The organism is Paraburkholderia sediminicola, from assembly GCF_902859805.1.
In the GTDB taxonomy this organism is placed as follows: domain Bacteria; phylum Pseudomonadota; class Gammaproteobacteria; order Burkholderiales; family Burkholderiaceae; genus Paraburkholderia; species Paraburkholderia sediminicola.
Genome location: NZ_CADIKC010000010.1, coordinates 31304 through 51119, shown reverse-complemented (window position 1 = coordinate 51119; position 19816 = coordinate 31304). Strand labels below are relative to the sequence as shown.

The 19816-nt window shown below is 61.0% G+C and carries 19 protein-coding genes; 3 read left to right on the top strand and 16 right to left on the bottom strand.

The features are described from left to right. Window positions 1-169 precede the first annotated feature (169 nt). Window positions 170-1753, top strand: a complete 1584-nt coding sequence (locus R8871_RS29195; protein ID WP_175053582.1) for an EAL domain-containing protein — start codon at window positions 170-172, stop codon at window positions 1751-1753. A gap of 639 nt (window positions 1754-2392) precedes the next feature. On the opposite strand, the gene R8871_RS29190 is transcribed toward R8871_RS29195, so the two are convergent. The 13 genes from R8871_RS29190 to R8871_RS29130 all read right to left on the bottom strand — a co-directional run bounded on the left by R8871_RS29190 (window position 2393) and on the right by R8871_RS29130 (window position 14007). After that, complete coding sequence (locus tag R8871_RS29190; protein ID WP_407673230.1) at window positions 2393-3049, bottom strand: type II secretion system protein; 657 nt, start codon at window positions 3047-3049, stop codon at window positions 2393-2395. Continuing rightward, window positions 3046-3435 carry a type IV pilin protein gene (locus R8871_RS29185; protein ID WP_175053581.1) on the bottom strand — a complete coding sequence of 130 codons (390 nt, stop codon included), beginning with the start codon at window positions 3433-3435 and terminating at the stop codon, window positions 3046-3048. The genes R8871_RS29190 and R8871_RS29185 overlap by 4 nt, the downstream gene beginning before the upstream one ends. Before the next feature lie 9 nt (window positions 3436-3444). Further along, window positions 3445-3984, bottom strand: coding sequence for a type II secretion system protein (locus R8871_RS29180; RefSeq protein ID WP_175053580.1), 540 nt, complete (start codon window positions 3982-3984; stop codon window positions 3445-3447). Window positions 3985-3993: 9 nt separating this feature from the next. After that, window positions 3994-6111 carry a secretin N-terminal domain-containing protein gene (locus R8871_RS29175; protein ID WP_246287839.1) on the bottom strand — a complete coding sequence of 706 codons (2118 nt, stop codon included), beginning with the start codon at window positions 6109-6111 and terminating at the stop codon, window positions 3994-3996. A gap of 144 nt (window positions 6112-6255) precedes the next feature. After that, window positions 6256-7008 carry a hypothetical protein gene (locus R8871_RS29170; protein WP_322789530.1) on the bottom strand — a complete coding sequence of 251 codons (753 nt, stop codon included), beginning with the start codon at window positions 7006-7008 and terminating at the stop codon, window positions 6256-6258. Beyond that, on the bottom strand, window positions 7005-7580 hold the full coding sequence (locus R8871_RS29165; RefSeq protein WP_175053578.1) for a hypothetical protein: 576 nt from the start codon (window positions 7578-7580) through the stop codon (window positions 7005-7007). The genes R8871_RS29170 and R8871_RS29165 overlap by 4 nt, the downstream gene beginning before the upstream one ends. Further along, window positions 7577-8107 (bottom strand): hypothetical protein, encoded by a 531-nt coding sequence (locus R8871_RS29160; protein ID WP_175053577.1) that lies wholly within the window; start codon window positions 8105-8107, stop codon window positions 7577-7579. The genes R8871_RS29165 and R8871_RS29160 overlap by 4 nt, the downstream gene beginning before the upstream one ends. Further along, complete coding sequence (locus R8871_RS29155; RefSeq protein ID WP_175053576.1) at window positions 8104-8991, bottom strand: hypothetical protein; 888 nt, start codon at window positions 8989-8991, stop codon at window positions 8104-8106. Before R8871_RS29155 ends, R8871_RS29160 begins: the two co-directional genes overlap by 4 nt. Further along, entirely contained in the window at window positions 8972-10759 is a 1788-nt protein-coding gene (locus tag R8871_RS29150; protein ID WP_175053575.1) for a GspE/PulE family protein, read from the bottom strand. The genes R8871_RS29155 and R8871_RS29150 overlap by 20 nt, the downstream gene beginning before the upstream one ends. A 13-nt stretch (window positions 10760-10772) precedes the next feature. Next, window positions 10773-11975 (bottom strand): type II secretion system F family protein, encoded by a 1203-nt coding sequence (locus tag R8871_RS29145; RefSeq protein ID WP_175053574.1) that lies wholly within the window; start codon window positions 11973-11975, stop codon window positions 10773-10775. Window positions 11976-12038: 63 nt separating this feature from the next. Then, the gene (gene gspG / locus R8871_RS29140) at window positions 12039-12488 is read right to left on the bottom strand and encodes a type II secretion system major pseudopilin GspG (RefSeq protein WP_175053732.1); all 450 of its coding nucleotides are present in this window, start codon (window positions 12486-12488) and stop codon (window positions 12039-12041) included. A 166-nt stretch (window positions 12489-12654) separates the two neighbouring features. Continuing rightward, on the bottom strand, window positions 12655-13344 hold the full coding sequence (locus R8871_RS29135; protein ID WP_175053573.1) for a response regulator: 690 nt from the start codon (window positions 13342-13344) through the stop codon (window positions 12655-12657). 30 nt (window positions 13345-13374) lie between these two features. Next, window positions 13375-14007, bottom strand: a complete 633-nt coding sequence (locus R8871_RS29130; RefSeq protein WP_246287834.1) for an SCO family protein — start codon at window positions 14005-14007, stop codon at window positions 13375-13377. Window positions 14008-14424: 417 nt separating this feature from the next. Between R8871_RS29130 and R8871_RS29125 the strand changes: the two genes are divergently transcribed. After that, complete coding sequence (locus R8871_RS29125) at window positions 14425-15558, top strand: sensor histidine kinase (RefSeq protein ID WP_175053572.1); 1134 nt, start codon at window positions 14425-14427, stop codon at window positions 15556-15558. Between the two features lie 18 nt (window positions 15559-15576). Here the strand turns inward: R8871_RS29125 and R8871_RS29120 are convergent, their stop codons facing one another. Then, window positions 15577-16359, bottom strand: coding sequence for a response regulator (locus R8871_RS29120; protein ID WP_175053730.1), 783 nt, complete (start codon window positions 16357-16359; stop codon window positions 15577-15579). A gap of 621 nt (window positions 16360-16980) precedes the next feature. On the opposite strand from R8871_RS29120, the gene R8871_RS29115 reads away from it, so the two are divergent. Further along, window positions 16981-17550, top strand: coding sequence for a lytic transglycosylase domain-containing protein (locus tag R8871_RS29115; protein ID WP_407673228.1), 570 nt, complete (start codon window positions 16981-16983; stop codon window positions 17548-17550). Between the two features lie 98 nt (window positions 17551-17648). Here R8871_RS29115 and R8871_RS29110 read toward each other — a convergent pair whose 3' ends face one another. Together R8871_RS29110 and ccsB are read right to left on the bottom strand one after the other, a co-directional pair. Next, window positions 17649-18158 (bottom strand): DUF1269 domain-containing protein, encoded by a 510-nt coding sequence (locus R8871_RS29110; protein WP_175053571.1) that lies wholly within the window; start codon window positions 18156-18158, stop codon window positions 17649-17651. A gap of 190 nt (window positions 18159-18348) precedes the next feature. Then, on the bottom strand, window positions 18349-19572 hold the full coding sequence (gene ccsB, locus R8871_RS29105; RefSeq protein ID WP_407673227.1) for a c-type cytochrome biogenesis protein CcsB: 1224 nt from the start codon (window positions 19570-19572) through the stop codon (window positions 18349-18351). Window positions 19573-19816: the final 244 nt, after the last annotated feature.

The following is a 19816-nucleotide window of genomic DNA, read 5'->3' as shown; positions in this document are numbered from 1 at the left end:
GCGCATTCGCCCAGGAGTGGACATGGGGCGCACAAATCAAACACATTGAAAAAATAGCTCCAGATACTATTCTTCATGCTTGCATCGTAATTCCATACGTTCGACTCTGAGCATGCCGCACTGATGGCACGAAGCCTCCTTTGCGGTCATTCACGACGGGACTTGCGAGATGATCAAGCGGCTGTCGCTTATTTCTGCTTCTGTCGCACTGGGCTGCATCGTTACCGTTGCCCCCGTGCTGACCAGCATCTATATCGCCGACGAGGATGCAGAACGTCGCGAGCAGGAAGATTTGCAGCAGTTCGCCGCGAAAGCCGTGATGCGCACGGAGCTTGTCACCTACCAGGCATTCGCCGCTATTTCGGATATGGAGGCGCCCCCCGGCGGCCTCTGCTCGGCCACCCAGATCGCGCAGTTTGCCCGCGTGGTTTTCAATTACCGGTACGTGCGGGACGCCGGTGCTTACGGTGGCGGTCAATATCTGTGCTCACCGCTTTCAGGCGACGTTCGGGCGCAGCATCTGACAATGCCTCCGCCCGATTGGCGGAGCAAGGACGGTTATCTGCTCTGGTACAGGCAGAAAAACCCCCTCAGCAACGAGCGCCAGGACATTCAGATTGGCCGCAATGGCAATTATGTCTCGATCGACCCGCAGTCCTACGTCGATCTTATCGACCCCGCCCGAAGACCGATCGCAGCGATCAATGTCGAGACAAACACCATTCTTGCGTTGTCACCTGGTGCGGACGCCGACGACATGCTCAACGCATGGAAGCTGGCTGGGCAGGTGAACAATGAACAATGGCATTACGCGGTCGCCCGTTCGGCAAGCCGTCCCCTCGGGGTTGTAGTCAAGTCTCCTCGCAGCAGCCTCGTGGGTCACTGGCCTGGTTTGCTCGTGATGTGGCTTTCGATTGGTGTCGTCGTCGGAGGTGTGCTTGGTTGGATTGCGTTCAGGCGAATCTCCCGGCAACTCTCCTTCCCGGCGACGCTTGAATGGGCCATAGCACGCAAGAAACTCGACGTGGTTTTCCAGCCGATTGTCCGCCTCACGAGCGGCGAGTGCGTTGGCGTAGAAGCGCTCGTCAGGTGGAACCTGAACGGACGCAACATCTCGCCAGAAATCTTTGTCGCGGTCGCGGAGCAAAACGGTCTTATTCAGCAGTTGACGGACCTCGTACTGGACAAGACGCTTGACGAGCTGTCGAAGCTCCTGCGCTCGCGTCCATCGTTCTACGTCTCAATCAACGTGAGCAGCGAGGATTTGCGGACGCGCCGTTTCCTGGACGTTATTACGGCCCGGTTGCAGGGGACGGGTATTCGACCGGCGCAGGTCAGAATCGAAGCAACGGAGCGAAGCTTCATGGATGCCGACGCAACGCGGCAAACAATCGCGGCATTCAGAAATGCTGGCCACCCTGTCTATATCGATGATTTTGGAACCGGGTATTCCAGCCTGTCGTATCTGCAAACCTTTACGATCGACGTCCTGAAAATCGACAAGTCATTTATCGACACCATTGCCCAAGACGCAGCATCCAGCGTCGTTGCGCCTCATATCATCGAGATGGCACACGAACTGGGGGTGGAAATCGTGGCGGAAGGCGTCGAGCGCGATGTCCAGGTGGAGTATCTGGTGCAAAGAGACGTCCAGTATGGCCAGGGCTGGTTGTTCGCGAAGCCCATGGGTGTCAATGAACTTGTCGTCTGGCTTAGCGAAAGCAGTTCGACGCTTCAGCCGATCCATCAGTAAAGCGGGACCAGACTCGAATATTGCCGCGTCATCCTTTACCAACACGTATCTGCGCTCCTACTCGAAAAAATATACTTCCAGAAATACCATCAAGCGCGACACGCCACCGCTCCTGCGGTCCGACGCCCAGCGATCTTTGTCGGCGATCGATTTCTCAGCGCAACACCCACTCGATGGTCAATCGGTGACCGCGCCCCTTGTGAAGACTCCTTTTCCGCCTGGCCAGGTATCGACGATGCCGTCAGCCATACCGAAAATGCAGTCGGCAGTTATCCGCTTTGGAAAGACTGCATCGGAGAATCAACGCGCGATTTCGCTCAAACATCGCAAACACCGGGCATCCGAATACGACTTCTGCGGGGATACCGTCATCGATACCGTAAGCCACTTTCCAACGCGATCCTGTAAAGCTTGAAGAAGTCATGATCCTGACTGCGGTTGCACCTCCGTTCCGGTTGCTCACTTTGTTAGCCTACCGATTAATCCCGAAGCAGCCACGTCCACGGCCGTTACGCCATTGAAATGAGCGTCTCCTGGACATTCGCCTTCCACGCGCCAGGCGCCATGCTTGCCAGACTGCTCTTCCGTTGCGCCTGAAAGGCGAAGGACCGAAGGAACCTAAGGTTTGCGCCTGCAACGCTAACGGCCACCAATCCTGTTTGCACCAAAACCTGCCGACGGAAAGCGGACCGCGCCATCCTGTGGATTAATGGTCTGCACTGGACGACCGGGCGCTGCCGTAGCGGCATTGGTGGGCGTGCTGCGCAGCCCTGGCGCCAGGTAGATGAATTTCCACCCGCCATAAGTCTGCTCGGTCTCGAAGTCCGTATATCGCCGCGGGAACTCCGCGCGCTTGATCGTCGGCGCCTCCGAGCTGCTATACACACCATAAAAGCGATCTCCCTGCCGCAAGAAGAGCCAATCGGTCTTGCCGGTGACCGGATCCGGGTATGCCTGACGCAGATGGTGCATCGGAACCGGAAAACGTGCGTCGTCCAGCAGATCGTCGACCGACGCCGGGTAGACGCGGCCGACGCGGTAATACCGCACGATTGCCTGCCGGTACTGATCACCGACAAACAACAGTTGCTTCTCCTGCTCGCGTCGCCGTTCCAGCGACCAGACATCCAGCGCGCCCGCCAACGCGATCGACATCAACATCAGCGCGATCAATAGCGCCAGCATCACGAGCCCACGCTGGCGCGCGGCGCCGAGCTTGGTTCGGTGCTGCGCGCCCCGTTTCGATACTGACGAAATGCACGCGCCGCTTCGCGCTGAGAATACGCCGCGACTCACTTGCCTGCTCCTGCCGGATCGGCAGGCGTGCCCTGTGCACCACTCGCCGGCACGACGTCGTACACGCCCGTCTTGGTTTCATCGGGCGAGGCGATTACCGCCCACTTGTCGTCCCCGTTGACCGGGTCGACCGGAACCGCCCGCAGATAGTGTTTCGCTACCAGTTCATCGAGCGTGTCCGGGTACTGGCCATTGTCGCCGTAGTATTTATCGATCGCATCGCGCATCACCGCGACGTTCTGCTGCCGGACCTGTTCCTTACCGCGTTCGATGCTGTGCATATAACGCGGTAGCGCGATCGTCAGAAGCAGGCCAATGATCGCCATCACGACAACCAGTTCGATCAGCGTAAAACCGCGGGATCTGCGCGTATGAGCGGATTTCATGATGCACCGTCACCATTGTTTGTACGGAACGCCGTTGATGCCGGCGCGATCGGATTTCGACGACACATCGAACACGTCCTTACCGGCCTGATCATTCCCGGACGGTACATCGGCGCCGGCCTGATCCGGCGGCACGCCATAGGAGCGCACGTTCCAGGTGTCTTCCGCGGCCGTGTCCGGATCGCCGGAAAAAAACGGATCGCGCGGCACGTGGCGAAGGAACATCAACAGACTGCCTTTCGGATCCTTCGCATTGGGCACCCCCGTCACGAGCACGGTCAGCGACGGCGGATAACCCGACGCCTCCGCCTCCTTGTCGATCAGACCCACGTCGCTCGAATCCTTGTATGCGTCGAGTGCCGTGCGGATCTCGCGCAACGCGGCGCTCAACTGCTGTTCCTTCTGACGCTGCACGATCAGTTCGGAGAACGGCATGATCGCGAGCGACAGGATGGCCACGAGCGCGAGCGTGATTACCAGCTCGATCAACGTGAATCCACGCTGATCGGGCCGGCATGCTCCACGCGAGCGGATCGTGTTCGTCAGCATGGCCACGGCTCAATACCCGTTCTGAATCGATCGAAGCGGGTTATCGTTCCCCATGTCACCCGGCGGCATCTGCAGGATCGACGGAGGGGGCGTGGGCGCCGGTGCGGGTGCCGCCGGGGGAGGCGCGGGTGGCTGGGTGGCCGCTGGCGCCGCGGTTGCCCCAGCGCCCGGCTCCACCTCGCCTCCCGCCTGCTCCGCTGCCGGCGGCGCATTGGGAACCGGCACCGGCGCCGGCGCAGTCGATTGAGGTGCAAAGCGTCCGCCGTAGGGTACGGGCGGTGGCGTCGTGCGCTGCGGCGGCGGCAGTTGCCCGAACGACCCGGTCGCGGGCACCGCCGTCGAACTGTTCGCCGCTGCGCCCGTTTGAGCGGACCTGCCGCCTACCGTGCCACCGCCTACGCTGCCGGGCAACGGCTTCGCGGCGGGCGCTCCGGACACAGCCGCAGTGGCGATGACGGGATCGAGCCGAAGCTGGTCGGCATGCACATTGACGTCGGTGCCGGACCAGACCTCCTGCGTGTCCACATCCGCCGCGAGCTGTGGCCGGACAATGTGCGGCGTGATCTGCAACACGATCTCAGTCTTCACATGATCGCCGTTGTGGTCCGAGAACAGGCGCCCAAGCACGGGCAACTGCCCGAGACCAGGCACCTTGTCGGCCGACCTGCGGTCCTGATCCGAAATCAGGCCGCCGAGAATCTGGCTTTCACCGTCTCTGAGGCGCAGGCTTGTCGACGCGCTACGCGTTCCTATCTGATACGCGAGCGAGCTCAGGCCTGTTTGCGAATTGCCGCTCTGAATCGTATTGGTGATATTGCTGACTTCGAGATTCAGTTTGATACCGACATCGCCATCCCGATACACCTGCGGCTCCACTTCGAGCTTGATGCCGACGTCGATGTACTGAATCATTTGCGTGTATGACGGACCGCTCGTGCTCGGCGTGCTGGAACTCGAAATCACCGGCAGCTTGTCGCCGATCAAGATCCTGGCCTTCTCCTTGTTGCGTGTCCGGATACGTGGACTCGCCAGCAAATTCGCGTCGGTGTCGGTGAGTTTAAAGTTTGCCGTCGCGGACAGGCCACTGACATTCAGCGCATTGATAGGAAGATGGTGCAACGCCCCCCACGTGTCCACCGTGGAAGGCGTCGACATCGTGAACGAGTTCGGCCATTCGATCCCGAGATTGGACAGGCGTTCGTGCGACACCTCCAGCACCTCAACTTCCAGCATCACCTCGGGTTCCGGCAAATCCTGCGCGGCGATCATCTCTTCGGCGACCTTGATGGTGTCAGGCGTACCGCGGATCGTCACGGTGTTCGCGCGCTCATCGATCACGACTTCCTTGATCTTCAGCAGGCTCTTCAGCAACGACTGGACCTGTTTGGCTTCGACATTCGACAACTGGAACGTGCGTACCTTCAATTCCTGATATTCGAGCTGCTTGGCCGGTGTCGCCGGGTAGATGAAAAGCGTATTCGCGTTGAGTTGCTTCTTGTCGAGCTGATTCTGCATCAGGATCATGTCGACCGTATCCTGCAGCGACGCATTCGTCACGAAGATGGTCGTCTTCAGGTCTGCACGAACGTCGCGGTCAAAGATGACGTTCAATCCCGACGTGCGCGACAACGCTTCGAAGACCATGCGCACATTGGCATCGCGAAACTGCAGCGTAATCGGCGTGTGCATAATCGACGATGCGGCAAGCCCCTCTTCCTTGTCCGCGCGTTGCTGCCGGATCTTATCGTCGATTTCCTTTTTCATCTGCAACGCCAGCGCATTAGTCGGATTCCTCAACAACACGCGGTGCACGCGATCGGACGCCGGTGCAAGCGAGCCGCGCTGCATCATACGGTCCGCTTCCTGCAGGGTCGCAAGATCCCGGCGGTCCTGGTCGATCAGCGCGCCGATCTTGCGGCCACGTTCGCTGGTCGGATCGATCTGGCTTGCCGCATAAAGCTTCTGGATCGCCGCATCGAACTGGTAGCTCAGACGAAACTGGTCGGCCTGATCGAGCAGCGCGTTGACCTGACTATTCCTGTCGTTCAGATAGTCGACTTTCGCTTCGGCGCCGGTCGGACTGTCCTGCCGGGCCGGCATTTGCATGCAACCGCTGACGGCAAGCATGGCGATAGCGACCGCGAGCGCACGCTTTCTCGCAATCCCTCCGATTGGGGTGCACTGGGCACGCAACGGGACAGACGGCGAGAGATGGTTCGCTGGACCGCTGTCCCCATTGCGGCCCGCACCCCGTGTGCGTGAGGTTTTCATCTACTTTGCCTCTCTTGGAATGGATATGGCCTGCGTCTGGTTAAGCGGCAGATAGGTCAGCACCACATCGGATTCCGAAACCGACTCGACGCGGTACTGGTCATCAACGACTTCGCCCGGTGAAACGATCAGCAAGCGGTCGCCGTTGCTGAGAAATACCTGCGGTTTGGCCGCTTTCGCATCCAGCTCGCCGAGGTAAGTGAATGGCACTGGCGGCGCAGTCGGCGCCGGTGCGCGCACCTCGGGTACGACCGCCACCTCGACAGGAGGCGGCGGCGGAAGCCACGAAGAGGCGGCGAACGGATTGTTGGCCGATTCGATGGACAGAGGCGCGCGCAGAGCGATCAGCTTTGCGCGCGGTGTTGTCACTATCGTCGCTGTCGCCGGCCTGGCGCTGACGGCGCCGACGCGCGACGCAGGAACCGGGGCTGACGCCGCTCCCCGCGAGGTTGCCGGCACGGCAGAGGTGGAGGGCTGGAGATGAACGGAAGCAGGCCGCGTCCGCACGTCGTCATGCCCCTGACCGTGAAGCGCGGCAAGTACCACAGGCTTCTGGGTCGCCGTCACCTGCGCGCGATACCCGAGCCCCACGACTGCGATCCCGCAGAACGTCAGCAACACACGTCTGATCAGAGCTGGTTTCATGGCCGCGCTTTCTGGTAGATAAGCTCGAACGCGATTGACCAGAGCGAGGTTCATGACTGCGCTGTCCGGTAGATGAGCTCGAACGCGTTTAACCAGAGCGGATTTCATGGCTGTGCTGTCCGATAGATAAGCTCGAAGCGGACCCGCGCATCGAGAATGTTGCCGTCGACGGCGGGACGTTCGACGTGGATCGCCTGTAGCGCCGCATTAGGCACGTTGTTCAGGACTGCAGCAAGAAAATGCCGGATCGCACTGTACTGATCCTTGACCGGCAACAGCACCTGATACCGCGTAAAGGGCGCACCGGCTTCGGTCGTAACCTGATATTCGGCTGAGCCGAGCGTCAGATTGCTCTCGCGGGCCTGCGCGAATATCACTGCGATATCGTTCGCGCTTTGCGTGAAACCCGGGAACAGTCCCGGCAAGGTATCGAGTGCGACCGGATCCACCGCCGCGCTGCTCTCGCCGGCAAGGCGATGCGCGTTCGCAGTCCGCGCGACTCGCGCTGGGTCCTGCATCTCACGCATTCCGTGCGTCCCGGAGTCCACACTGGGCGTCGAGACGGCCACGATGGCGGCAGCGCCGATCGTCAGCGCGCCGAGCAGTCCCGGCAGGCCGAACGAGCGCTGCATCTCGAAGCGCAGCGTCAACAGCATGTCCTGTAGCTGGTCCGCTTTCATGACTTCCTCCAGACGGCAGTGATCTGGAAACGGACCGGTTTGCCCGGCACGTTCGTCTCGATCAGGTGATCGTTGAGCACGGCTTCCCGCAGCAGCACGCTGGTCTGCAGATACTTCAGGTACGCAATCATCGCGTCGAAGTTTTTTGCCTCGGCCGTGATACGAATCTGGCTTTGCGCGGGGTTCTGATCGATGCCGATCAGCGCGACATCGTGATCCGGATAGTCTTCGACGATCGAGAAGAGGTCCTGCCACGGCACGGTCAGTTCCCGCAGAACCGATTGGCTTTGCTTTTCCGCGAGTTTGGCAGCGGGCGTCAGCGGCGCCTTTGCCACGTGCCGGCTTGCCATTGTCTGCCGCTGGACGGCCTCCAGTTCTGCCTGCGCACGCTCGTTTTCCGTGTGCGCATGCCAGAGTCGCGCGCCGCTTGCGAGCAACAGCACGGCGGCGACGCACAGCAGGATGACCCCGCCCGCCGCGGGGGCGGCGCGGCGCCGGCTGAAGTCGAGGTCAAGGCGCGGGATCATTGGGCACACTCCATCAGCCGATGCGCGGGCGAGTGGTCCGCCGGCGGCGCCTGCCGGATTGCCGCGGCGAAACGCGCTTCGAACGGCGCCAGCTCGGTCTCGATCCCGAACAGATAGATCTTGCAGTCTGCGTGCTTCAGATTCGCCCGGGTTGCCGAGCGTTCGAACAACTGCTCGGCCAACTCTGCCAGCCGGGACGCGTCGCCCGCATCACCGGGAAACAGGCGTTGTGCGTCGTAGGCGACCCAGCGATTCTCTTCGATCATGACCGCCTGCATCTGCTCGTCCGCGACGAACAGCAGCAGCGCCTCACCGCCCCCGGCCGCGTCGCCGATGCGATTGAGCATCTCCGGAAGGCATAGCGACAAGCGGCTAATCCCGACATGTTCGGCCGCGCTTACGTCGTGGATACCGTCAAGCAGTTCGCGCGACACCGCGCTGGCAAACAGAGCCCGGCCGCCGCGCTGCACGCTGAAACGCACCACCAGCGACGCGCCGTCGATCCCATAGGTATCGGTGAAATGCGCTAACGCAATCTCTTCGAGTTCGCGCGCGCGCAGCGCCCGGAAATCGCCACGCAAGATCGCGTGATTGCCCCAGAAATCATCCAGCACCACGTGTGCGTTTCGCTTCGGCAGAAACGCCTGCGGCACTGTCGCGGCATCGGCGGCGGACGTCACGATGTGTGTGTCGGCAAGCGCTCTGCGCAGCGTATCGAGTGCACCCGGTTCAGTGCAGCACTGCTCTTCGGGAATCGCAACGCTGGCTGGCTCGGCGACAGATGCCGATTTGCGCAGGCGCAACGGCCAAGGCACGCGCGCACCGACGACAATCTCACGTGTGCCGACTCCAATTGCAACCGGACTATTCAACCATGGTGACACGGTTAATCTCCTCGAGAGTCGTTTCGCCGCGCTTCACGAGCTCGATTGCTGCGGTACGCAGCGACTGCATGCCGTAGCGCATCGCTGCCGCCTTGATTGCCCCAAGCGGTGCGCGTTCCGACAGCAGTTGCCGCAACTCGTCGTTCATGCGCAAAGCTTCCGCGATTGCGCGGCGTCCGCGGTACCCGCTGCCGCGGCACGCCGCGCAGCCCGTACCGCGATGAAACAGGTAGCTGCCGGCGGTATCCGGATCGATGCCCGAACGGACCAGCGTGTCCGCGTCGACCGCTTCATCGGTCGTGCAATCCGGACAGCACTGCCGCAAGAGACGCTGGGCAACGACGCCGTTGAGCGCGGATACGAAGCTGTACGGATCGACCTCCATGTTCGTGAAGCGGCCGATCACGTCGAACACGTTGTTCGCGTGCACGGTGGTGAACACCTGGTGACCGGTCAGCGCTGCCTGCACGGCGATTTGCGCGGTCTCCGGATCACGGATTTCGCCGACCATGATCTTGTCCGGGTCGTGCCGCAAAATCGACCGCAGTCCGCGCGCGAACGTCAGCCCCTTCGCTTCGTTGACCGGAATCTGCAGGATGTCGCCCAGCTGATATTCGACCGGGTCTTCGATCGTCACGATCTTCTCGAGACCGTTATTGATCTCCGTCAGAATCGCGTAGAGCGTCGTCGTCTTGCCGCTGCCGGTCGGCCCAGTCACGAGCAGCATTCCATACGGCATCGAAGCGACAGAGCGCATGAAGCGTGTATCAGCCTGCTGAAAACCCAGCGCCTCGAGCGTCAAACCGCCGGAGGCCTGCGAAAGCTGATAGCGGTCAAGAATCCGCAGCACCGCGTCCTCGCCGAACTGGTTCGGCATGATCGACACGCGGAAATCGATATCACGTCCCGCGTACTGCGCTTTGAAACGTCCGTCCTGCGGAACGCGGCGCTCGGAAATATCGAGTTCTGAAATCACTTTCACGCGGGACAAGACCTGGTCTGCGACATCGCGGCCTTCGACCCGGCCAACCACCGTCAGCACACCGTCCACGCGGCACTTGATCATCAATCCGTTGGCGCGGCATTCGAGGTGGATGTCGCTTGCCATCATCTTCAGCGCGTCATAGATCGTCGAGTTGAGCAGTCTCACCACCGGGCTGTCGTCACTGCTGATACCCTGCAGCGTCAACGCAAGCGAAGACGGATCGACCGCAGTCTGGATCGGGTCGTCGAACGCGAGCGAGTCCATCGCCCGCACGTCTTTTTCGCGCACGGCCAGGTACGCGCAGATGTCCCCTGCGCTCGCGAGCGCCCAGCTGTACGGTACGGTCGGCCGCGAGCGCATGCGATGTTCGACGCAGCCTCGCGTGCGCGCGTCGAGCGGATCGGCGATGACGAACAGCAGACTATTGCCACTGCTTGTACCGTTTGTGCCGCCTGTACCGTTTGTGCCGCTTGTTCCATCTGGCTCGCGAAAACACACGCACAGGCGGGTCGTCGCTTCGACAAACGACATCACGTCGAAATCGGGCTCGTACTGGTTCAACTCGCGCATGCTGATCGGCTTCATGCGAAATTGCACGGCCAACTGGGCACGCATCTCGTCCGCGCTCAGAGCCGTCTGCGTCATCAATTCCTCCAGCGCGCGAATACCGGACCCATGCCGCTCGCCGAGCGTTCGCAGTGCGTCGCGCAACTCGACACGCGGTTCAATCCGCGTTTCGACATTGGGGTTTGCCAGAGTCGTGCTGCCGGTATCCACGTCCATTCTCCAGGAAGATCTATTGAATGCTCGATGCGATTTCGAAAATCGGCATGTACATCAGCACGACAATTCCACCGATAACCACGCCGATAAAAATCATCATCGCGGGTTCGATCAAACGCGAGATCAGATCGATCGTGCGAGACACCTGCGCCTCCTGAAACGCGGCGATCCTGTCCAGAACAGGCCCGAGACCGCCGGTCTTTTCCGCCACCGTCAGGAGCCGATAGGAAATCGGGTTGGCAAGTCCGCCCTTCTGAAACGCATCGGAAATCTTCGTGCCGTTGCGCACCTGCTGCAGGGCGCTCGCGAGTGCGGCCTGGTCTGCGCGGCCGACCAGCCCATGCGCAAGATCGAACGCGCGAACGGCGGGAATACCGCCATCGACCAGCATGGCGGTCGTGCGATAAAACTGCGACTGGCGAAAAATGCGGAAGTGTTGCCCAATGCCCGGCAGGGCAAACATGCGATCAGCGATCCAGCTCCGGACCGCCGGCCTGCGCAGCGCAAAACCAGCCGCCACCGCCAGCACAGCGAGGCTAGCGCTCAACTCCGCCCCGTGGGCGTGGACCATGCTGCCCCATGCGATCAACAGGCGCGAGAGCAACGGGAGCTCACGCCCACTGTGCTCAAGCAAGGTCGCGAACCTCGGCACGACGAAACCCAGCAGGAACAGCACGACCGCCGCACCCACCAGCAGCAGAACGGATGGGTAGATCGCCGCCGACACCACCCGTCCACGCAGTTCGTGCAGCATCGCGCTATTGCGCGAATAGCGGGTCAAGCTATCCGCGAGGCCGCCGGTTTGCTCGCTGGCTTTCACGCAGGCGACAAGCACGGGCGGAAAAATATGGTTCGCGTGTTCGAGCGCCGCGGAGAGCGACTGCCCCTCTTCCAGTAGCCGCAACAGCTCGCGATAAACCTGCGCCGATGCCTCGCGGCGCTCGTTGCCGCCGAGCGTACGCAATGCGTCGACGACGCCGACGCCTGCATCAAGTAATGCCGCGAGTTCGCGCGCGAACAGTTCGACGTTGAACCTGCCGCCGGGCAGCGCCGCCCAGCTTTTCCTCTCGCGCCGTCGGCCCGCATCGGCACGAACCGATACGACGCGCAGGCCGCGGGCACGGGCAAGCGACGCCGCGGTCGACGAAGAATCGCTATCGATGCGAAGCGTCTGGACCGCACCACTGGTATCGAAGACACGCAGCACGTACTTCACGTCGGTTCTCCTTGCAAACAACCCACTACCTGCCAGCCGTCGCGGCAACCGCACGGCGCACCGTTACCACGAAGAGACGGTCGTGTTCTCACCGACGCCACCGCCTCGTCCATCCTTGCCGAGCGAAAACAGATCGTAGTCGCCGTGCTCGCCCGGCGACCGATACTGGTACGGCCGATCCCACGGATCCACCGGCACCGCCTTCGCCAGATACGGCCCGCTCCAATGCGCCGCATCCTGCGGTTTGGCGACGAGCGCCTGCAGCCCTTCTTCGGTCGAGGGATAGGAACCGACATCCAGCCGGTATTGATCGAGCGCCTGCCCCAGCGAGACGATCTGCGCGCGCGCGATCTTCGTATTCGACTTGCCGACCTGTTCGAAATATCGAGGAGCAACGAGACCCGCCAGCAAGCCGATGATGACCATCACCACCAGCAACTCGAGCAGCGTGAAACCGCGACTGCGTCGCGCGCCCCTTTCAGGGCGAACGCACTGCCACGGACGCCCGGGCATGCCGGGCTTGATAGAGGACAATTCGTTGTACACGGCTCCCCCTGTAACGACCCACCGCTTCGGCATTGCCGAAGCCGTTGAGTGCATTCTTGTTCAGGTCGATACGGGCAAGAAGTAGGGAGAGCCGTCCAAAGACATGGGTAAAGACCCTCCAGTTGCGCCACGCTTATACGGAGTCGTGATGCAAGTGCTCTTCACTGGGTAGCTTCAGCACGCCCATGTCGATTGCGATGCGCACCAGACCTGTCACGTTCGTAATGCCCAGCTTGCGCATCAGACTCGCGCGATGCTTTTCGATCGTTTTCGGGCTGAGCTTCAGGTGCTCGCCGACCTGCCGATTGGTGTGTCCCTCGACAACGAGTCGCAGCACCGACCGCTCACGGCCGGTCAGCGTATCCCATAGGTGCGTTTTTTGCGGACTACCTGAAGTGAGATCCAACGAACCGGCATAGCGACCGCGAACGTCGAGACTCGTGTTGCACTTGCCTCGCATGACAAGCCGCATCTCGCCGACCAGGTCTTCGAATGACGCGTCCTTGATCACATATCCGTCGGCACCCGCGGCGAACGACTCCCGCACATGTTCTTCGCTGCGGTGAACGGTGAGGACAATGATGCGGATCTGCGGCGCGCGGCGCTTGATTGCGGCGATCGCCTCGAAACCGCTGCCGCCCGGCATCGACAGGTCCATCAGGATCAGATCGGGCAAGGTCGCAACCGCAATACGGTATGCCTCAAGGCCGTCGCTCGCCTCGCCGACGATGCTGTAGTCGCATAGTTCGGACACCATGCGGCAGAGACCGCTGCGCAGGAGATGCTGATCCTCCGCAATCAGCACACGATGCTGGTTTGCCAATTTCGTCGCTCCTGGCTGCACCGTGCGCCGCTAGTTGGACGCGACAGCGTCGTGGTAGGCGCTCAGCAGTTCCGCCGGCGTCGCGAAGCCGTCAATACGCAGCCACGGCTTTCCGGGCGCCGCCCGCACGAATGCAACCGGCGTGTGATTCATCTTGTCGCCCCGATAAACGTTGAAGGCGCGCTGCGTCGCAATGCTGGCCTCGACGGTGCCGGTGTAGTGCTGCCACTCCGGCCCAGCGTCGAATCGTGCTCCATATGTTCTAAGACGTGCCGGCGTGTCCTGCTCAGGATCGATCGAGATCGACACGATGTGCACCTTGTCCCGGTCGCTGCCCAACTCGCTTTGCAACTTCTCGAGCGTCTGGCTGACCATCGGGCAAATCGTAGTGCACGTGGTGTAGATGAAAGTCAGGATCACCGGCCGGCCGTCATTCAATTCATCAATCAACGAGACCGTCTGGCCGTCGTCCCTGATTAGTTTCACCGGCGGCAGCGTGTAGTCGACAATGGAGCGCATCGTCCCCGACATCATGTGATGGTGCATATGCGCGTCGGCGCCGTCGGCAGCGTCTGCGGCAGACGCGCACCATGCCGCTGGACCTGCCAGTCCGGTGCCGGCTAGCAGGACTGCGCCGATCATCATTACGTGGGTCGCTCTCATCGCTATCTCCAGAAGTAGCATGCAAGGTTCAGCCGCGCGAGGCGCCGGTCACGTCGACTGCCCGCCCGCTTCGCGACTACACTGAGGGAGCGTTCCGGCACTACGACGAAAACGGGCCCGGACTCAACCTGCATTCCTCGGCGATCGATATCCAGAGTACGGCGTCGATAGCTGCGTGACCGTATCAAAGGCGCGCCACCGTGCATGTTCAGTCTCATGAATTTGCGTGCGAGCGTCATTGGATGAGAGCCCCCAAAGCGCGGTAGGGCATGTCCGCCTGCGGGAAAACCCGCCGCGTTCAAACGGGGAGTCCCCGCATCGCGACTCAGTACTTGTCCGGTTGCAGCGAGCATTACTCAAGGCCTACAATCAGTCATAAGCTTAAGGTTTCCTTAAGAAAACGCATCGGGAGCTCCAATGGATGCAAACGAGCCCACGGGATCGCAGGTGAAGCTGGCCGACCTGATCGAGGCTATGCGCAAGCTTTGTATTGCGGCGCGGCCTCACGAACCCGGCACCGGCAGCGTCACCGATGCGCGCGGCGCGGCACTCGCCGTTCTCACGCCGGATGGAACATTCCTGTCAGCGAACCGTACTGCGGCGGCCCTGTTGGGCTACTCGAACGCCGAGCTGGTCGGCAAGCAACTCGTCGAGATGGCGCCGGACGACTGTTGCGCAGCGCTCGCGCGCGAATTGTCCGTGAGCGCGCATCGCGAATTTCACTCCTTTCCTACGGTAATCAGCGACCGCACTGGCCACCCGACGCGGCTCATGCTGCACCAGCAGACGGTCTCCAGCGGCGAGACCGGGCGCAGTGCGTTGCTGACGCTCTTCGAGGAGCCGTTGATTTCCGTGCCCGAACTTGCGGATGCCACACGTTTGCTCGATGCGAGCGCGCGGGACCGTCTGACGTACCTGACTATGGGTCAACAGAAAGAACGTCAACGCCTTGCCGCGGAACTGCATGACGGCCTCGGGCAAGCATTGACGCTCGTCAAGCTGATGGCAGAGGACGCGTTGATGCGGATACGCCGCGGGCAGGTTGACGACGCAGCCCAGTTGCTGGATGCAACGGTGCTCAGAATCCGCGAGACGATCGGCGATGTGAGGCAGATATGCGGCGAACTGCGCCCGCTGATGCTCGAGCAGCTCGGCCTGCCTGCCGCGTTAAGTTCGCTATGCCGACGCATCGAGCGCAGCGCCGAAAATGTCTCAGTTATGTTCAACTGCGACGTCGACGATGAGGACGTGCCGGAGCATCTGAAGGCAGACATATTCAGGCTCGCTCAGGAAGCGCTGAACAACACCGTCAAGCATGCAGCTGCCACGGAAGTCACGCTCGGGTTCCGGCGTATTGCCGGCGGCCTCCTGATGACGATTCAGGACAACGGCATCGGCTACGAAAACCGTCCTCTGTCGACAGAAGACGCCTGTACAACCGGGCTTGGCCTCATCGGCATGCAACACCGGGTCGAGTCGCACGGCGGCACGTTTTCAATCCAGTCGTTCGGTACGAGCGGAACGCTGGTCTCGGCGGCATGGAACGCCTAGTGCAATTTCCGTTCGCGCTCAGCGCCCTGCTCCCAGCCCGTACCTGGGCAACCCCGTGTCTTCAGGCGATTCCGACGGTCGATCCAGGTCGGTCGACAATCGGACAGGCGTGTCGTCAACGTTCGGCTCGGAACACTTCTCGGCCAGAGAAGTCAACAGGCCCATGCTGATAGCGACCAGGACCAGTTCCGTCAGATTGGCGATATTGAGTTTGTGCATCATGCTGGCCCGATACTTCTCAATCGTCTTCGGGCTGAGGTTCAAGTACTGCCCTACCTGCCGGTTGGTGCGCCCTTCCGCGATCAGTTTCAGAACGCTGCGCTCCCGCGCAGTCAGAATGTCCCACGCCTTCTTTGGCGCGGGCGCTTCGCGGCCTGTGACGAACGAGTCGACCATGTACCCATACACGTCGGCGCTCAGATGCTTCTTCCCCTGCATAACCATACGCATCGCGACCAGGAGTTCATCGAACGAGACATCTTTCAGCACGTAGCCTTCGACACCGGCTCGCAGCGCCTCACGTACATACTCTTCGCTCTGGTGAACCGTGAGCACCACGATTCGTATGTTCGGCGATCGGCGTTTGATCGCCGCGCTGGCATCGATTCCGTTCATGCCTCGCATCGACAGGTCCATCAGCATCAGATCGGGATTCAGCGTCATCGCCATTTGACAGGCTTCCTTGCCGTCCTTCGCTTCGCCGATGACGTCATAGCCCCCCTGCGCCGAAAGCATCGAGCGCAGCCCGTTTCGTAGCAGATCGTGGTCTTCCGCGATCACTACACGGCAGTTGGTATTCATGTGTTTACCCCTGGCAACCATGAACCGGTCGCGACACTGCAGTGCAGCCGTCAAACTGCGCCCACCGCATGCCTCGTCTTTTCCTTGCAGCCCATCCTTTCGAATTACTAACTTTATATTTCACTTGCCAGGCAGCAACGCCGCACGCCCTCCCCCCGTTGCAAGGTTCGCGCCATACCTCTGCAAGCCAGCATTGATCAGCCTGCGAAATTCATACGACGTTTGAAATGGCTGAAGATAGCTACGTGTATGTTTCAAATCTGAACTGATTTTCCCGAGACTGGAGATTAGTAGCAATACCGATAGAGTAGACATTGCGCGTCGAATCGGTAAGCGTGACAGGACTCGCCAATTAACAGTCAACATCGGAAATATTTTCCCTCGACGGATGCGTCGAATCATGACGCATCCGATTACCGACGGTTACGACGCGTGACGAATGTAACGGTTTTGTACAGCCCTCCGATGCGTCCGTCCGGCGTCTCAAAGTGTAGGGAGGTGCCCCATTGCAGATGCGCAGTTCTCCACACCACAATTGAGATGCGGGAGAACACGACCATGCGCCATAGCCCTTCATCCAGACCGGAAAACGCGATCCTCATCGCATGCGCGGTGCTTGGCATGGCATCACCGGATGTGGCACGCGCAGAGATTTTTGGAGCGGTGGCGAGTAACGGTGCGATCGTTCTGACCAACGTACCTGGCAAAGCAGGGTTGGTCGTCATCGTTGCCGGCGATCCGCCTTCCGAACGCGATGCGAAGCGTGCGCAACCCTCATCGTCCGAGAGCATCGACGCGTCGCGGTTCGCGGATGTGATCGACGAAGCAAGCCGCACCTTTCGCGTTCAGCCCGAACTCTTGCGCGCAGTGATCGACGTCGAATCCCGATACAACCCGAAAGCGGTTTCAGACAAAGGTGCGCTAGGCCTGATGCAGGTCATGCCGGAGACGGCACGGCGCTTTGCCGGTGGAGACATGCTCAATCCGCGAGACAACGTGCTGACCGGAGCACGCTATCTGCGCTTCCTTCTCGATCTCTTCAAGGACGATGTCGAACTCACCGTGGCAGCGTACAACGCTGGGGAAAATGCCGTGATTCGGGCCGGCTATCGAGTGCCCTCTGTGCGGGAAACGCGTCTTTACGTGCCACGGGTTCTGGAGCGCTATCGACGCATGCTCGGAGCGGGTTAAGGTTGCATGCACCCGCGGCTAGCCGGCGCCGGTATAAATAACATCCTGGCATGACCGGCCGCCGGCTTTGTCGCACTGCTGATCAGTCCGCAAACGGATTACGGAAATGCGGGAATGGTCGGCTCCGTTCCCCGGATCTCGGCCTCCGCGTGGTGAAGCTTGATCGTCTTTTCAATTTCCGCGACGCGATCCTTTGGGACGTCGATCATCATCAGCAGTTCACCCCTCTCGATCGCCGCTTCGAAACATTTTAGCCGCGTATTCGGTACATCGACACCGATCATCGTCGCCGTCCATGCGCCAAACCCGGCGCCCGCGAGCGTGAGCGCAACGACAACGCCGCCCGCGATGGTCAGGCCCGCAGGCGGATAAGCCAATGCAACCAGGCCCGTCAACATGCCGGTCGCGCAACCCGCCGCCGTACCTCGCGTCAGTGCGTGGAGCAAGTCGCTGCTCTGTACAAGCGAGGCCTCCGGCAAATCGTCGAGCCGTACACTATGGTTGGCAATCACGTGGATATGCCGCCAGTCGACCCGCTTCAATAGAAGCTCGTCAACAATCATCCGTGCACATTGCGTGCTCGGCAGCAAAAAGTATATGCGTCTCATGGCGGCCTCTCTGACCGTAGATCGGGTCCACCCGGACCCGTGACTACATTCTTGCGTGGAGTGGCAACGAGAAAAAGTAGGAATGCTCGCCGAAAGGAATGGGTAGAGACCCGCAGTCTGTGTCACCCGTCGAACCATGCGCCGCCAAGCTGGAGCTTCGGGCGAAGGGTGCGGGCGCTCCGCCATTTCTTTACAGCTTGCCGTAGCTATGCAGCCCCGACAGGAACATGTTGACGCCGAGGAACGCGAAGGTCGTCACCAGCAGGCCGGTCAGCGCCCACCATGCCGCCACCGCGCCGCGCAGGCCCTTCATCAGACGCATATGCAGCCAGGCCGCGTAGTTCAGCCACACGATCAGCGCCCACGTTTCCTTCGGGTCCCAGCTCCAGTAACCGCCCCACGCTTCAGCGGCCCACAACGCCCCGAGAATCGTCGCGATCGTGAAGAAGGCGAAGCCAACGGCGATCGACTTGTACATCAGGTCGTCGAGCACATCGAGCGGCGGCAGGCGGTCTGCCAGCACACCGCGCTCTTTCGCCAGATACGCGACGCCGACCATGGCCGACAGCGCGAAGCTGCCATAGCCGATAAAGTTAGCCGGCACGTGGATCTTCATCCACCAGCTCTGCAGCGCCGGCACGAGCGGCTGGATCTGCTGGGCGTCACGCGCGACCGAGTACCACATCAGGAAGCCGACCGCCGCGCTGATCACCAGCAGCACGAATGCGCCGAGCGCACGCGTGTTGTAGTGCTGCTCGTAGTACAGATAGAACAGCGCGGTGATCAGGCTGAACAGCACGAACACTTCGTACAGGTTCGAGATTGGGATATGGCCGACGTCCGCGCCGATCAGGTACGACTCGTACCAGCGCACCATGAGACCGACGAAACCCATCACGACCGCAGCCCACGTCATTTTCGAACCGATCGCCGCGCCGGTCGGTGAGCGCGACAGCAGACCGATCCAGTAGAAGACGGTGGCGAAGACGAAGAGCGCGCTCATCCACAGAATCGCGGACTGGCTCGACAGGAAATACTTGAGGAAGAACGCGTTATCCGCGCGCGTCAGATCGCCGTGATAGATCTGGATCGCCAGCAGCGACAGCGCGGCGATGCCCACCATCAGCGGACGCACCGGCTTCCAGCGCCAGCCGAGTACCACGAACACCGGCACCGCCAGGCACAGCACCAGCTTGTCGTAGTAATTCATGAACGGGTGATAGCGCGACAGTGCAAACCCCGCGCCCGCGACCATCACGACGGCGAACAGCCAGTCGACGACGCCGAGCCGTTTCAGGAAGGGACGCTCGTCGAGCAGAACCAACGTTTGACCCGCAGTCGCTGAGACATCCCACTGAAACACAGGCGCTGGGTCCGGTGCACCGGCATCAAGAGACGATTGTGTCGGGTTCATGGCTCTCTCCGTTGCGCGGATCGCGTCGACAGATTGCCATCCGTATGCGATTGACTGACTTCCAGGCTCGCACTGATCATCGCATCATTCGACGCCTGCGTTCCGGCGCGCGGTTTTTTAGTGCTGGCTCCCCGTCCCACACATGCGCTACTGCCCGTGATCGGGAGAACCCTTGTCGACATGAGCGCCCGCTTCCCGATTCGCTCCGTAAGTTTCCACTGCAGGTTGAAAAAAAAGCGCCCGC